This is a genomic window from Streptomyces griseorubiginosus, from assembly GCF_001514195.1.
In the GTDB taxonomy this organism is placed as follows: Bacteria; Actinomycetota; Actinomycetes; order Streptomycetales; family Streptomycetaceae; genus Streptomyces; species Streptomyces griseorubiginosus.
The window spans coordinates 48933-63243 of sequence record NZ_KQ948748.1 but is presented as its reverse complement, the minus strand read 5'-3'; the positions used below and the strand labels follow the sequence as shown (position 1 = coordinate 63243).

General features: G+C 66.9%; 10 protein-coding genes and 7 pseudogenes. 11 read left to right on the top strand and 6 right to left on the bottom strand.

Going from position 1 to position 14311, the window contains the following annotated elements:
- Window positions 1-470 precede the first annotated feature (470 nt).
- Together AQJ54_RS47690 and AQJ54_RS40180 are read left to right on the top strand one after the other, a co-directional pair.
- Window positions 471-860, top strand: a pseudogene (locus AQJ54_RS47690) (transposase); the annotation flags it as partial.
- Window positions 861-1414: 554 nt separating this feature from the next.
- Entirely contained in the window at window positions 1415-1837 is a 423-nt protein-coding gene (locus AQJ54_RS40180; RefSeq protein WP_062246231.1) for a hypothetical protein, read from the top strand.
- Between the two features lie 390 nt (window positions 1838-2227).
- Here AQJ54_RS40180 and AQJ54_RS46510 read toward each other — a convergent pair whose 3' ends face one another.
- The gene (locus AQJ54_RS46510) at window positions 2228-2395 is read right to left on the bottom strand and encodes a hypothetical protein (protein WP_211278641.1); all 168 of its coding nucleotides are present in this window, start codon (window positions 2393-2395) and stop codon (window positions 2228-2230) included.
- A 403-nt stretch (window positions 2396-2798) separates the two neighbouring features.
- On the opposite strand from AQJ54_RS46510, the gene AQJ54_RS40170 reads away from it, so the two are divergent.
- From AQJ54_RS40170 to AQJ54_RS40160, 3 genes and pseudogenes are all read left to right on the top strand, one after another.
- Window positions 2799-4061 (top strand): ParA family protein, encoded by a 1263-nt coding sequence (locus AQJ54_RS40170; RefSeq protein WP_062246229.1) that lies wholly within the window; start codon window positions 2799-2801, stop codon window positions 4059-4061.
- Window positions 4058-5224 (top strand): ParB/RepB/Spo0J family partition protein, encoded by a 1167-nt coding sequence (locus AQJ54_RS40165; protein ID WP_062246227.1) that lies wholly within the window; start codon window positions 4058-4060, stop codon window positions 5222-5224. Before AQJ54_RS40170 ends, AQJ54_RS40165 begins: the two co-directional genes overlap by 4 nt.
- A 280-nt stretch (window positions 5225-5504) precedes the next feature.
- Window positions 5505-6211, top strand: a pseudogene (locus AQJ54_RS40160) (2-phosphosulfolactate phosphatase).
- Between the two features lie 5 nt (window positions 6212-6216).
- Here the strand turns inward: AQJ54_RS40160 and AQJ54_RS45910 are convergent.
- The gene (locus AQJ54_RS45910) at window positions 6217-6375 is read right to left on the bottom strand and encodes a hypothetical protein (RefSeq protein ID WP_159055630.1); all 159 of its coding nucleotides are present in this window, start codon (window positions 6373-6375) and stop codon (window positions 6217-6219) included.
- Between the two features lie 180 nt (window positions 6376-6555).
- On the opposite strand from AQJ54_RS45910, the gene AQJ54_RS40155 reads away from it, so the two are divergent.
- From AQJ54_RS40155 to AQJ54_RS44465, 3 genes and pseudogenes are all read left to right on the top strand, one after another.
- Window positions 6556-7308 carry a TnsA-like heteromeric transposase endonuclease subunit gene (locus AQJ54_RS40155; RefSeq protein ID WP_062246225.1) on the top strand — a complete coding sequence of 251 codons (753 nt, stop codon included), beginning with the start codon at window positions 6556-6558 and terminating at the stop codon, window positions 7306-7308.
- A gap of 301 nt (window positions 7309-7609) precedes the next feature.
- Window positions 7610-8623, top strand: a pseudogene (locus AQJ54_RS47150) (integrase); the annotation flags it as partial.
- A 202-nt stretch (window positions 8624-8825) separates the two neighbouring features.
- Window positions 8826-9029, top strand: a pseudogene (locus tag AQJ54_RS44465) (integrase core domain-containing protein); the annotation flags it as partial.
- Between the two features lie 36 nt (window positions 9030-9065).
- On the opposite strand, the pseudogene AQJ54_RS44460 reads toward AQJ54_RS44465, so the two are convergent.
- Window positions 9066-9230, bottom strand: a pseudogene (locus AQJ54_RS44460) (IS5/IS1182 family transposase); the annotation flags it as partial.
- A 239-nt stretch (window positions 9231-9469) separates the two neighbouring features.
- Between AQJ54_RS44460 and AQJ54_RS40145 the strand changes: the two are divergent.
- From AQJ54_RS40145 to AQJ54_RS40140, 3 genes and pseudogenes are all read left to right on the top strand, one after another.
- Window positions 9470-10423 carry an aldo/keto reductase gene (locus AQJ54_RS40145; RefSeq protein WP_062246220.1) on the top strand — a complete coding sequence of 318 codons (954 nt, stop codon included), beginning with the start codon at window positions 9470-9472 and terminating at the stop codon, window positions 10421-10423.
- Window positions 10424-10520: 97 nt separating this feature from the next.
- Window positions 10521-10707, top strand: a pseudogene (locus AQJ54_RS47145) (transposase); the annotation flags it as partial.
- Window positions 10708-10940: 233 nt separating this feature from the next.
- Window positions 10941-11465 (top strand): annotated as a pseudogene (locus tag AQJ54_RS40140) (TetR/AcrR family transcriptional regulator); the annotation flags it as partial.
- Window positions 11466-11620: 155 nt separating this feature from the next.
- On the opposite strand, the gene AQJ54_RS47140 reads toward AQJ54_RS40140, so the two are convergent.
- From AQJ54_RS47140 to AQJ54_RS40125, 3 genes are all read right to left on the bottom strand, one after another.
- The gene (locus tag AQJ54_RS47140; protein WP_062246216.1) at window positions 11621-11869 is read right to left on the bottom strand and encodes a hypothetical protein; all 249 of its coding nucleotides are present in this window, start codon (window positions 11867-11869) and stop codon (window positions 11621-11623) included.
- Window positions 11870-12414: 545 nt separating this feature from the next.
- A complete protein-coding gene (locus AQJ54_RS40130) occupies window positions 12415-13104 on the bottom strand; it encodes a response regulator (RefSeq protein ID WP_062246214.1) in 690 nt (229 codons plus the stop codon).
- A complete protein-coding gene (locus AQJ54_RS40125) occupies window positions 13101-14246 on the bottom strand; it encodes a sensor histidine kinase (protein ID WP_062246212.1) in 1146 nt (381 codons plus the stop codon). Before AQJ54_RS40125 ends, AQJ54_RS40130 begins: the two co-directional genes overlap by 4 nt.
- Window positions 14247-14311 lie beyond the last annotated feature (65 nt).

The following is a 14311-nucleotide window of genomic DNA, read 5'->3' as shown; positions in this document are numbered from 1 at the left end:
CGAGGCAAGCCGACTTCCAGCGCTGAGAACGTGAGGCCCTGCATCCCGGAGTTCCGCCCGGGACGCAGGGCCTCATGATGGCGCAGAACGTCAGCACAACCGCCTCGTTCACGGATCTTGCCATCCCGGAGCGCGGATTCTCTCGTACGGCCCCTCGGGCGCCGGGGCTGGTGAACGTAGGGCTGAGCCGACGAGTTGCTCGGCGATCCGGCCAGCGCGCCGGAGTCCGGCACGCCCGCATAGTCGAGCAACTCGACACCGTTGATCACACGCCCGACCAGCTCAGCAAATCACGCGCTGGCGAATTCAAGGCTCGGCTCGGCGTCTGCCCCGGTGACGTCGCGACTGCGGGCGTTCAACCGGCCGATCTCCAGGTTGGCCTCGACAAACGAGTGCATCCGCGCCTCGTAATAGGCGAGGCCGGCGTCAGGGCGCCATCCGGCAGCAATCGGCTCTCCTGCCAGCAGGTAAGCGCCGTCCAGGACTTCACCGCTGGCCGCACCTTGCTCGGACAGGTGGCCGCCGACCACCCCACCTTGCGCAAGGTCTGGGTCGACGGCGGCTACCGCAAGCACTTCGTCGTACACGCCGCCACCCTCGGCATCAACCTCGAAATCGTCCAACGCACACATGGGACCAGGGGATTCGCCCCGATCTCGAAACGGTGGACGGTCGAGCGGACCTACGGGGGGCTCATGCTGCACCGGCGTCTGGCGCGTGACTACGAAGCCCATCCGCACCGCTCGGAAGCCATGATCCACCTGGCCATGACCGACCTGATGGCACGCCGCCTCACCGGAGAGTGCACCGTCTCCTGGCACGACCCGACATCATCGGATCAAATTCGCATACCGGGATGAAACAAAAGGAGAAAAGGACCTTTAAGCAAACCGATGCGCCTGGTCCTCACCTGCCGTCGCGACGGCTTCGAGCCGTGGACGGTGCCGTACGAGGTGGAAGTGGCCCAGGCGACATGGACGCGGCACGTCGGTTGACTCTGACAGGACAAAGTCCGCCTGCCAGAATCAACTGTCCGTTGCGAACGCCCCGGCTGCGGGTGGTGGTCGGACACCGTCGGCCTCAGGGTCGGTGCCCTCTCCTGGGATCGCATCCGTGGCCGGAGATCCCGAACTCCTGCGTTGCTTTGAACAACCTCGTCTGCCGGCTGCGCGTGACGTGCTGGAAGCGGCGATGGACGCCCGCCGGCTTGGTGTCGGCCTCTACCTTTCCCAGGCTTTCCTGACCGCGGCCGCCACCGACTACCTCAGCGATGACGACTACGAACAGCTCGTGCTGGCAGCTGGGCCTAACAGGCCTCCACCAAACTCGCCGAGCAGGCCCATGGCAAGCAGGCACCCCTGCGCCGCACCACCCCCCGGACTCCCCTCGCCAGAGGGCTGGCGATAGGGACAGTGTGGAGACTCTCCTGCGGCACGCCGCCGAGCATGGCGACACCAAGGCCCTGATCGACCTGAGCGTGATGCGGGAGGAGGCCGGGGACTGGGACGAGGCAGAGGCTCTTGCTTGGCAGGCCGTCGGGCACAGCGACGCCGACGCCCTTGTGCGCCTGGCTGGGATGCGGGAGGGGGCCGGGGACCGGGAGGGCGCGGAAACCCTGGCTCGGCAGGCCGTCGACCACGGCAACACCGATGCCCTGTGCTACCTGGCCATGATGCGAAAGAGGACGGGCGACCAGGACGGGGCAAGGGCCTTACTCCGACAGGGCGCCGACCACGGGAACCACGCCGCTCCTCGCTGCCGTCTCGGCTGGGATCTGCACGATCCTCGCGGCCACCACCGGTGCTCGCCCGGACCTATGGAGCCGAACAGGCCGTGACCTGCAAGAACGGACACGAACTTCCGTGAGCGGAACTGGGTGAGTTCAACTGGTCGTTGCAACACTGGGCTGTTGTAGCGAGCGTAGCTGTTCTTCGAAGACCTCGGCTGGTGTCCACCAGGCGGGACTTCATCCGCCCATCGATGGAGTAGCCCACGATTCTGTTGCTGAAAACGTCCTTGATCGCGCAGAGGAAGAGCTTGCCTTCAGCGGTGGAATGCTCGGTGATGTCGGCGAGCCACAGCCGGTTCGCCGAGTGGGCGGTGAAGCTACAGCGGACCAAATCGTCATGCACCGGCGGGCTGGCCTTCTTTCCCTTGGCGCGCTACTTGCCGAACACGCTTCTCCAGCGGTTGTCCCGGCAGATCCGCCAGGCAGTCCGGTCCGCCATCACCGCCCCGGCGCCGCGCGCTTCGTCGGCCGGGAAGCGGTAGCCGAATGCGGGTCGTCGCGGTGCGCGTCGAACAGCGCCTTCGCGCGGTATGCCTCCTCCAGCGTGGCGTCGGGCATCGGCTGGTCCAGCCAGCGGAAGTAGGGCTGTCTGGCGAGCTTCAGCACCCGACACGCAACCGTGACGGGCACCCCGTCCCCGGCCAGCTCCCTCACCAGCGGGTAGGGCGGCTGCGGCAGGTGCTGGCTGTCTCGGGGGCCGCAACCATCGCGCTGGCAGGGGCTCCTGGCAGGGGCTCCCATGGCAGCGCGGGCCTGGCGATGCGCCGGACAAGGAGGCGGCTCATCAACGGGACGGGAGAGGGATGAGAGGGAAACCCTGGGAGTGGGGAGAGGCGAACTTATTCTCCGGTCAACGTGCTGTATCTACGCGGTCGATGGGGGAGCGCCTGTAGCGGGAGCCGGGTGATTTCGCCATAATCGGCTGAACAGGACAAGCTGCCATCATCAAGTTGGTTTAGCTAACGTGTCGATGGTGTAGATGATCTAGCGCGTTAGTATGGTTTCCTCCATGAGTTCGCCAGCCACCTCCAGCGACCGCGAGAAGGTCGTCTCCAAGCTGCCGGGATGGCTCCGGCAGAACCTCAAAATCAGAGCCGCCCAGCACGGCGTCGAGATCCAGGCCGCCGTGGAACAGGGCATCAGCGACTGGTGCGATCTGGCGGCCACCCCTGCCACCATCGACACCGCCAGCGCCGACTCGTTCTCCACCTTCCTCCCATCCGGCAAGTGGGAGGAGTTCCGCCGCATCGCCGCGGACCGGCGCGTCTCTCTCATCCAAGGCCTGGCCCAGTCCGTCCAGTTGTGGCTCGACGCCAACCCCGCCCCGGACATCGAACGCCCCACGATCACCCGCCGCATCATCGTCTGCAACCAGAAGGGCGGCGTCGGCAAGACCGCCGTCACCGCAGGCCTCGGCGAAGCACTCGCCGAAGACCCCAACCGCGTGCACCCCGTGCGCGTTGCGAAGGCCCTCACCAAAGCCCTACGCGCCAGCGAATCCCACGACGACACCGAACCCGACAGCGCCCCCCTCGACGTCGAGAACCTTCCCGGCCTCGGACTGCGCGTCCTCCTCGTGGACTTCGACCCGCAGTGTCACCTCACCAATCAACTGGGCGGCAGCCCGCTGCCGATGAACGGCGACAGCCTCACCAACCACATGGCCGGCGACCCCAAGGGCGACCTCCGCGACCTCATCGTCTCCGTCGACGACGACACCTTCGACAGCCGCCTCCACCTCCTGCCCGCCTGCAACGACGCCTTCCTCCTCGACGTACGCCTGTCCGCCGTACGGGCCCGGGAGGCCGCCCTCGAGCGGGCGCTGGCTCCCCTCGAAGCTGATTACGACGTAATCATCGTCGACTGCCCGCCCAGCCTCGGCCTCTCCATGGACGCCGCCGCCTACTACGGCCGCCGCCGCGACGGCGAAAAGCCCGGCCAGTCCGGCGCTCTCATCGTCGTCCAGGCCGAGGACAGCTCCGCCGACGCCTACGAGCTCCTCACCACCCAGATCGACGACCTGCGCGGCGACCTCCAGGTCGACATCGACTACCTCGGCATCGTCGTCAACCTCTACGACTCCCGCCGCGGATACATCGCCACCTCATCCCTCCAGGGCTGGGTCGACATAAAGGATCCGCGGGTCGTCGGACTCATCGGAGACCTCAAGGAACAAAAGGAAGCTGTCCGCGTGAAGCAGCCCCTGCTGTCCTACGCCCCCAAGTCGCAGCAGGCGGTAGGCATGCGCGCCCTGGCACGGGAGGTCTCGTGAGCAAGGCCGACCAGCTCGGTGCCGGGCGCTTCGGTGGGGGAGTGCGCCCGGTCAGCGCCCGCCGCCAGGCCGTCGCCGCCGCCACCGGCGTCCCCACCGACGGAATCGCCCCACCCACCGAACTCCCCGTCCACCGGATCAGCCCCAACCCCGACAACCCCCGCTCCAGACTCGGCGACCTCACCGACCTCGCGGGCAGCCTGAAGACCCACGGCCAGAAGCAGGCCATCACGGTCATGAACCGGGACGCCTACCTCAAGGCCAACCCCGAACGCGAAGCCGACCTCGAACCCGACACCACCCACGTCGTCGTCGACGGCAGCAGCCGCCTCGCCGCCGCCCGCGAAGCCGACCTCCCCACCATCAAGGTCATGGTCAGCGACGACCAGGGCACCACACCCGAAGAACTCCTCGAATCCGCCCTCGTCGCCAACATCCACCGACAAGACCTCGAGGAACTCGACGAAGCCCGCGCCCTCCAACGCCTGCTAGACCTCTACGGCAGCCAACGAGCCCTCGCCAAACGACTCCACCGCTCCCAGGGCTGGATCTCCCAACGCCTCGCCCTGCTCCACCTCGCACCCGAACTCCAGGCCCGCATCGGCGAAGAACCCATCGACCTGCTCCGCGCCGTCGGCAACAAGCCCGTCGACCAGCAACAAGCAGCCCTAGAACAGCTCAAAGCCGAGCGTGCCCGGAAGGAAGAAGCACGCACAGCGAAGCGGCAGGAACAACCACCCGCTGACGCAGTGCAAGGCCACACAGAGGTGGACTCCAGTGATTACGCCGTAATCACTCACGCAGAAGCGGCAGACCCCACGACCTCGGTCCAGAGCCCGGCAAGGCCAGCTACCCCGCGACCGGCAGGCCCCGCCGACGTCTCACAGCAGCCCGCTGCAACCACCGCAGCACCGGAAACGATCCCTGAACCACGCGCCGACTCTCATACTCAACACCGTCGAAAGCCGGGTTCTGAGAAGGAACCCCGGCTGATGCCCTATGACCACCCCGGGCAACTCGCCGTGCTTCTGGACCAGAGAATCAGGGAAGACGAAACCTTCTTCACCCTCCTACGAGCCCTCAACAAGGTGGCGCTGCGACGCGACCGAGTCTGGCTCCGTGAACTCGCGGAAGCCGCGATCGAGCAAGCAGAAGCTGGCTAAGCCGCGAATCACCTCCCGTTGAGGGTCGGACCCATGCAAGGGTCCGACCCTCAACGGCTGGCGCGACCATATGCCAACGCAGAGCCCACTAATCGAGTAGGACGAGAGCACGCTGCCGCACTGACACCTCGAGCAGCCCTCCGCGCCCGGCCTGCCGCCTCTTGTGAAAACGTCACGCCGTCTGCCGCTGGCACGCCCCACGGCCGGCCCGGGAGCGCAGCGGCCTGACCATCTGCGGCTACCAAGGCCCCAGCCGAACGGCCTCGTCGAGAATGACGAGATGGACCATCGTTTCGTCGGCATTCCGGAACTGACTGACGTGCCGCGCGTCGCGGTCGTCGTAGACGTGATGCGGGCCTTCACCGTCACAGCCTGGGCCTTCTCACGAGGCGCCGAGAAAATCGTGCTCGCTGCGTCTGACACGGAGGCACTCGCCTTGAAGGAGAGCCATCCGCAGTGGCTGGCCGTGAAGGACGGCGCCCCAGCACCGGGCTTCGCCACGGTGAACTCACCTGGTCTCATCAGGTCGCTCGATCTGACCGGTCGCACAGTGGTGCAGAAGACGACGGCCGGAACCGTGGGCGCACTGGCCGTCGCGAATGCGCCGCTGGTCTTGTGCGCGAGCTTCGTCGTGGCACGCGCGACAGCACGCTTTGTCCAGGGCGGGGGCTGCGAGCAGGTGACATTCGTGGTGACCGGTGACGGCGGCAAGGCCACTGAGGATCTCGCCTGCGCGCAGTACATCAGTCAGCACCTCGCTGGCACCGATGCCGCCGTGACCCCCTATCTCCTCCAAGCGAGAATCTCCCGGCCTCCAACGAACTCGCAGACGGCGTGTGACGCGGATACCAGGGTGTTCATCCCGACGACGTCGATCTGTGCCTGGAGGCGGACCGATTCTCCTTCGCCATGATCGCTCACCAGGAAGGTTCACTGACCGTGCTGCAGCACACGGCTGCGGTTGACGAGTCAGCCGAGGCCCGCTGAACACTTCACTTGCTGCCCTTGGCGAAGCCCCAGACCCTCTCATCCATCTCGTCGACCAGCAAGATGCAGCCCTGCAACAGCTCAACTCCGGGCGGGCCAGCAAGGAAGAAATACGCGCAGTGCAGCGGCACGGACAACTGCCCACTGGCACAGGCCAGGGCCATAGGGAGGCGCTTCTGTGATTACGCCGTAATCACCCTCGAGAAGGTGCGGCCAGACCCAAGCCGCGTCAGAGAACCCGTGTCCCGTCTCACTCAGTCGAGTCGTTTTCTCAACGAACCGAGTCGTTCGGGCTTCTGTCTCAGCGAACCTAGTCGCGCGGTTGAGCGCGCTGGGGGTGCTGGATGGCTGTACCCGCTGGGGTGGATCAGGCAGGGCCGTGCGTCGAGTTGTTGTACGTGGACGCGGTACACGGGCACTGTCGGCGTCCGCTGCGGGAGTGCCTGACGGGCCGGTTCGAGGATGTCGCTCCGGTACGTACGTTTCGCTGGTCGCGCGGTGAGCGTCACTTCCCGGGCTGGTACTGGGCGGCGACGACCGGGCGGCACGTCGGCTTCGAGTCGTGGCTGGAGTGGGACCGGCTGCTGCTCATGGACTTCGACCCAAGCGTGGTGGGGATCAGCTCGCAGCCGTTCTGGCTGCACTGGCATGACGGCGAGCGGGAGCGTCGGCACGCCCCGGACTACTTCGTGCGCCGCGCGGACGGCTCCGCCATGGTCGCCGATGTCCGTGCGGACGAGCGGATCGAGCCGAAGGACGCCGAAGCATTCGAGGTGACGCGCCTGGTCTGTGCCCAGGCCGGGTGGAGGTTCGACCGGCTGGGGATACCGGACGCGGTGCTGCTCGCGAATATCCGGTGGCTGTCGCGCTACCGGCACCCGCGGTGTCTGCACGACCCGGCCGCGGCCAGGCTCCGGGAGGTCCTCTCAACCCCGGGGCCACTGATCGTGGGGGCGGATACGGCAGGGGACCGGCTGTCGACGCTGCCGGTGCTGTTCCACCTCCTCTGGCTTCATGTGCTGACCGCCGAGGACATGACGGTCGAATTGCTGGGAGCTCGCACGATCGTGCACTTGGCCAGTGGAGCTGACCGGTGACCGGCAAGAGGCGGTTGCCGCCGAGCTCCCGGATCGCGGAGTTCCCCGAGGCTGCCGCCGAGCAGGCCCGCTGGTGGGAGAGGCACAGCCTGGAGGTCCTGCACGGTCTGCCGCCCGATGCTCCGGAAGGGACCAAGCCGCGGCCGGGATTCGACCCGAAACGGCACTCGCTGGCCCAGCGCGAGCGGGCCAAGGCTGCCGAGCTGACGGCGGCGGGCCGTCCAGCGGCATCAAGCAACGGCGCCAGCGTTACCAGCGGGACGGGCTGGTCGGGCTGGCGGACGGCCGGTCGGCCAAGCAGATGCATGCCTTCGGCCAGGCCGACCCTGTTGTGGTGGAGGCGATACGGCAGGCGATCGCCGAGACCGCCCACGCGTCGTCGAGGACCATCGGCTTCACTCTCTGGCGGACCCAACAGATTCTGTCCCACAGGGAGGGGACCGCCAAGGTTGAGCTGCCGTCTCGGACTACGCTCTACCGGCTGTTCGACAAACTGAGACTGGATGACGGTGTCGCCGAGAAGGTCGAGCTGACGGGCATGTCGACATCGCCACCAGATCGATCACCGCAGCTGTGCTGCGGCCCTCCACAAAGGCTGCGGACGCCTCCACGCTACTGGCTACGCAGTGTTACCCCTGAGGCGATGCGTCCTGGCTGGGCGGAAGCTTTGCGGTTGTCTCGGTCAGGGTTGCCGCACCGGCGGCTGCTGAGCATTGACAAGCGCCTGGAACACGCGGCCGCTCGCCCGGTGACCGTGCCGGAGACGATCGTCTGCGACCACGGCAGCGTCTTCATCTTGCACGCCTTCCGCGCGTCCTGCCGCCATTTGGGCATCAACCTGCAAGCAGCGCACAAGGCGACGCCGACCGACAAGGGCACGATCGAGAAGACCCTGGGCTCCGTGGCCACGTTGTTCGCCCAGTTCGTCGCGGGATACACCGGCTCGACGACGGACCGCCGCGGCCGAGGCCTGGAAGGCGGGCCGCTGTGGTCGCTGCCCGAACTTCAGAACCTTCTCGACGAGTGGATCATTGCCGTCTGGCAGACCAGGCCCCACGACTCTCTGCGCGACCCGGACGCACCGGCGCGGGCGTTCTCGCCGAACGAGAAGTACGCCACGCTGCTCGAGTCCTGCGGATACGTGCCAGTGCCGCTCAGCGGCGAGGACTACGTCGAGTTGCTGCCCGCGCGCTGGCAAGCGATCAACGCCTACGGAATCCGCATCAAGCACCGCACCTACGACAGCCCCGAGTTGAACCCCCTGCGCCGTCAACGGTCTGGGGTGACGACGAAGAAGGGCCTGTGGGAGGTCCACTACGACCCCTACAACGTCTCCCGGATCTGGGTACGCGACTCACGCACTGATCGGTGGATCACCGTGTTCTGGAAGCACCTGCACCGCGTCGGCGTCCCCTTCGGTGAGCTGGCCTGGGACCACGCTCGCGCCCAGGTCCTCGGTGGCATCGAGGAACAATCGCGGCTGCGGCCGCAGCCTTGCTGCGGCGGGCCCACGAACCCGTCCCCACTGCCCCTGGACCAACGGCAAGGTGGAACGCTTCAACCGGACTCTGCAGGCCGAGTGGGCCTACCACCAGGTCTTTGCCAGCATTACAGAACGCGCCGACGCACTCGCGCCCTGGGTCCACTTCTACAACACTGTCCGCCGACACACTGCGCTCGGCAGCCAGCCACCGATCACCCGACTGTCACCAAAGTCATGACCGGGTACAGGGCGACGGCGGCCAGGACATCGATGGCCTCGGTCCCCTGTGCGCGATGCGGCCGTGCAGGCGGCGGGCGGCGAGTTCGGTGCGGGTCTTGTCCGAGTCGTAGCCGGCGTCCAAGTGCACTGTGATGTCGTCGGGCAGTGGCCCCAGGTCCTTCAGGCGGTCCAGCGTGGGAACGAGCAGGGGAGGGTCGTGGAGGAACTACTCACATCAGCCCCGTGACCAGCGGCTTCAAGACAGAGGATCTTCATAGGTCATGCCGGCAGGGGCTTTGCAGGAACGCAGGAAGTCCGCGCGCGCCGGGACCGTGTGGTCCACGGCTTCTCGGGGCCCATCGCAGTACTCCTCAGATGCCCGCTCTGAAGTGCGCGCGCAGAAATCGGCGATGCGGCCCGCGCGGAACTTCCGGCAACCGGGCGCACGTTGGTTTTGACGTGACTGAACTTCGCACCCTCGGCTCGTCCGACCTCCTCGTTTCCCGTCTCTGCCTGGGCGGCAACGTCTTCGGCTGGACCGCCGACAAAACCCAGTCGTTTGCGGTACTCGACGCCTACCTTGCCGCAGGCGGCAATTTCATCGATACCTCCGACTCGTACATGAATTACTTTCCCGGCAACGAGCCGGGACAGTCTGAGAGCATCATCGGCGACTGGCTCGCCACCCGACGCAACCGCGACGACGTGGTCGTCGCAACCAAGGTCGGCGACCACCCGAAGTTCATGGGCCTTGCACCCGCCAACATCAAGGCCGCTGCCGAGGAGTCACTACGGCGGCTGCGTACCGACCACATCGATCTCTACTACACTCATTTCGACCGGGACGAATCCATCCCCGTAGATGAGATCATCACCGCTCTCGACGATCTCGTGAAGGCTGGCAAGGTGCGTGCCATCGCGACCTCCAACATCAGCCCCGAACGGCTTTCTGCATCACTGGCCTTCTCCGATCGCGAAGGGCTGGCCCGCTACGTGGCTCTGCAGCCGCATTACAACCTCGTCTCGCGCGACACCTACGAGGGTGCGCGCCGGGAGGTCGTGCAGCGCGAAGGGCTGGCCTGCGTTCCGTACTTCGCACTCGCCTCCGGCTTCCTCACCGGCAAGTACCGTCCCGGGAAGAGCGTCGAGAACGCGCGCAACCTTCCCGGACTCGCCGGTGGCTACGCGGACACTGAACGCGGCGTGAAGGTACTCAACGCGCTGGAGCAGATCGCGACGGCGCGGGGGGTGGAGATGGCCACTGTGGCGCTGGCCTGGCTCGCGCAGCAGCCGACCGTGACCGCGCCGATCGCCTCCGCACGCACCGTCGAACAGCTGCCGGCGCTCTTCGCCGCGCAGGACCTGCATCTGTCGGACACCGAACTACAGACCTTGACGACAGCCTCGTCCTGACCGGGGGGCGTGGATGGATGAGGTTGGGGGTTAGGGCGCTTCTGATGGCTCTTGCTTGCGTGGGTGGATCAGTGTTCCGTCTGGGCAGGGGCGTCTTATGGTGCTGCGGCATGAACTGACGGACGTGCAATGGCAGAAGGTCGAGCCGTTACTGTCCGCCAACGGCAATCCTGGTGGGCAGTGGGCCGATCACCGCACAGTGGTCAACGGGGTTGTTCCGGGCCCGTACCGGGGTGCCCTGGCCTGATCTGCCCGAGCAGTATGGGCCGTGGCAGACCGTCTACTGTCATTCGTTGGAGGGGCGGTCCGGCAAGACCGCCCCTGACATGCCGGCAGCCAACTACACTCCCGACACCTCTGACCAGGGGGCGGGAGTGTAGCGGGGCTTCGATCGTGCGGGGGCGGTCTGGCGGGCGGGCAGATCGAGTTGCTGGGCGGCGGCTGCGCCGGCGATCTGGCGTAGTGCGGTGTTCAGTTCGGTCCACTGCTGGGCCTGCGCGAGGCTCAGATCGCGACCCTGCTCGCGCAACAGGGCTACGACGCCATGACCGTCGGCGACATCGCCCAGGGCGCTGGCATCACACGGGGCGCCCTGTACTTCTACTTCGGCTCCAAACAAGAAGTGGTCACGGCACTCGTGGCGCGGACCGTCGAGCACCTGTGGGAACGGTCCCGGGCCACCGCGCAGACCGACGATCCACGCCAGGCCATCGCAGCAGCCATGCAACGAACGGTCGAGCTGTGGAACGAGCACGGCCTGATCATGCGCACGGCCATCGACCTGTCGCTGACCGTTCCGGAGATCGGCGAACTGTGGAAGCACACAGCCGACTTGTTCGTCACGGCCATCACCGCTGTCCTGGAGCGAGCCGGCATCCAGGCTGGCACCGAACCAGCACAGGCCTCAGCGATGGCACGCGCCCTGTGCTGGATGATCGAGCGGACCTTCTACCACGCTTCGCAAGAGTCCCGCGAGCAGCTGCAAGAGGCATCCGCGACCTGCGAACACATCTGGCTGACCAGCGCCGGCCTGAGCACCTGAGGTGTCTGCCATGGATGCAGTGAGGCGCGGACCCATGGCTGACATCCTCACCGACGCGGACCAGCCCGCATGCCGTCCTGGCCATGCCTTTACTCATGCCAGCCCAACGAGCCCTTCGCCGACCTTGTCACAGCCGACGTCCTGTCATGTCGGGCTCAGGAACAGGCACGACGCACCAAGCAACTCGGCCCTGGAGTCCTGGCTGAGACACCAGCCGAAAAGTAGAGGTGGATCACGAACCAGCGGTCGTAGCGGCCTGCCTCGTCGTGTTCGCGGAGCATGCGCATGACGGTGGCGGGTGAGGGATGCTGGCCCTTCTTCTTGCCGGTGGTGATGACGAGCTTCGCGGCCATGTCGCGCAGGCTGAGGCCCTGCTCGCGCAGGTGGAGGATCATGGCGAGCATGTCGGGGTCGGCGACGGTAGCGCCGCTTCACAGGCGAACACCTATGAAACACCCGGTCAGTGGCTCAAAAACGAGAAGTCACGCTAAGCCGCATCACCCGCGCTCCTTAGCGTGACTTCTCGTTCGCCAATCATCAGCCCCATACGTATGGGTCCGCTGTTGACCGTCTGCGCCACAGGGGCCGGACCTGTCGCTGCACGGGGCCGCAGCCGGTGACCGATATCTGTTGTGCTCCGACGGGTTGTCCACCGTCGTGGCGGCCGAGTCACTGCGCGAGCTACTGACCGGCCGGGCCGCCCGCAACAGGAGCTGGAGGAGTTGGTCAGCCGGTTGTACGCCGCCAGCGCCCCCGCTACCAGCGCCTGCGCTGTCGCGGACGTGGTCGGGCTGGAGAAACCGGCCGCCGCGGATGCCGATCGGCCGAAGACGCGGCGTATGAGCACGCGTGGATGATCCGGGACGTCAACGGCTACCAGGGGTGTGAGAACTGGTAAGGCGTCAAAGGGGCAATTAGTTGATCTTGAAGCCTTCACGGGGCCGGCCCGTCATGTGTTCCGCTGGGCTGAGTCCTCCTCGGTATGGATTCCATGCCGGTGCGCGTACACGATGGCCTGCGGGCGGTCGCGGCTGCCGGTCTTGGTGAGGATATGGTTGATGTGGCTCTTTACCGTGGAGCGGCTCAGGTACAGCCTGGCGGCGATCTCCGCGTTGGACAGTCCCTGCGCAATCAGGCTGAGCACTTGGCCCTCACGTTCGGTAAGGCCGTCGGGGAGGGGGGCGTCCTCCCCGGGGTGGCCCGGGTCGTTGCGGCGGCTAGCGTGGATCAGGCGGGCGGCGGCGAGCGGGTCGAGCATAGTGTGGCCGGAAACGGCGGCCTTAATGGCGCGGTGGATATCCGCGGCGGAGGCGTTCTTCGTCAGGTACCCGGTGGCGCCTGCCTCGAGTGCGGCGAGGATGGAGTCGTCGTCGGTGTAGGTGGTAAGTACCACGACGGCCGTGGCCGGACGCTCGGTCTTCAGCCGGCGTGTGGCCTCGACGCCGTCAGTGCCAGGCATGTGAAGGTCCATCAAGACCACGTCGGCCTTATGTTCGACGGCCAGATCGACGGCCTGCGCGCCGTCCGCCGCCATCCCGGCGACATGCACCCCGTCGACGGCGCCGAGAATGGTGGCCAGGCCTTCGCGGACGACCTGGTGGTCGTCAGCGATGATCACGAAGGTCGGTGTGGGGCTCATCGGTCACTCCCGTCGCTGCGGTTGCCCGGGTTGGCCTGTCGGTAGGGGATTCGTGCGGTGACCTGCCATCCGCCGTCGGGCGTAGGACCCGCCTGAAGATCGCCGCATGCCTGCTCGACGCGTTCCCTCATGCCCCGGAGCCCGAAACCGCCGCCGCTCACGCGCAGCGTCGGGGGTGTGTCCGGGCCCGGGGCGGGTCTGGTATTGCTGACGCGTACGGTCACGTCCCGCGGACCGAAGCCGACCCGCGCGCCCACGCGCGCGCCGGGGGCATGTCTGACGGCGTTGGTCAGCGCTTCCTGGACGAGTCGGTAGAGCGTGAGCGTGGTGTCGGCTTCGAGCTCATGCCAGCCACCATCCACCTCGAGCTCTGCCTGATGGAATTCGCAGAGCCGTTCGAGCTGCGCGGCCAGCGGTGCGCTCTCACCGCGCAGCGCGAGGACCGCCTGGCGTGCCTCGTCCAGGCCCGTGCTGACCAGCTCGTGACCGAGCTCGATCTGTGTGATGAGCTTCTCGCGCGGCGCGTTGTTGCGGGCGAGGGTGTCGATAACGGTGAGCTGGATCGACAGGGCGCCGAGGGTATGGGCGAGCACATCATGCAGTTCGCGGCCGAGACGGTTGCGCTCACCGGCGAGTTCCGCCTCGGCTCGAGCGAGCTCGGTACGCCGGCGTTCCGTGGCGACCAGCGTGCTGCGCCGGGCTCGCTGGTCGATCTCGCGTCGGCTCGCACCGGCCACCAGTCCGGCGAGGGCCACAGCGGCGGTGGCCAGTAGGCGCCCGGGAAACGGCCCGTGAGGGATCGCTGCGAGACAGTGGGCGACGGGGCCGACGGTGGACAGCACGAGAGCGGCGACCGGATCGAATGCGACGGCGGCCATGCTCGCCGCGACGCCGGTGAAGATCAGCCCGTTGGTATCGGTGACGGCGATCACCGCCCCGGCCGCGCACATCACCGCGGCGACCACGGCCACGTGGCCTCCGCGGGTGCCGGCGATCAGGGCAAGCCACGCCAGCGACGCGACGGCCAGAGCGAGGGGCGCCACGATCCCCGGGTCGGCGGGGAGTGTGACGACGTTGATCCAGATCGACACCCCCAGCCCCGCCAGCATGACCGCGACGCGCGCCCGCGGGTCGGGGATCATGCCGCTTAGCCCAATCCCGGGATGGTCCGCGGCCGGCCTGAACCTGTGGGTGATACTCATCGGTC

Bases quoted from the DNA above. Each gene is read 5' to 3' on its own strand.
- AQJ54_RS45910 (WP_159055630.1), bottom strand. From the start codon at position 6,375: ATGGCCCTGGCCTGTGCCAGTGGGCAGTTGTCCGTGCCGCTGCACTGC.
- AQJ54_RS47140 (WP_062246216.1), bottom strand. From the start codon at position 11,869: ATGCTCGCCATGATCCTCCACCTGCGCGAGCAGGGCCTCAGCCTGCGC.
- AQJ54_RS40130 (WP_062246214.1), bottom strand. From the start codon at position 13,104: ATGAGCCCCACACCGACCTTCGTGATCATCGCTGACGACCACCAGGTC.
- AQJ54_RS40125 (WP_062246212.1), bottom strand. From the start codon at position 14,246: ATGATCCCCGACCCGCGGGCGCGCGTCGCGGTCATGCTGGCGGGGCTG.
- AQJ54_RS40170 (WP_062246229.1), top strand. From the start codon at position 2,799: ATGAGTTCGCCAGCCACCTCCAGCGACCGCGAGAAGGTCGTCTCCAAG.
- AQJ54_RS40155 (WP_062246225.1), top strand. From the start codon at position 6,556: ATGGCTGTACCCGCTGGGGTGGATCAGGCAGGGCCGTGCGTCGAGTTG.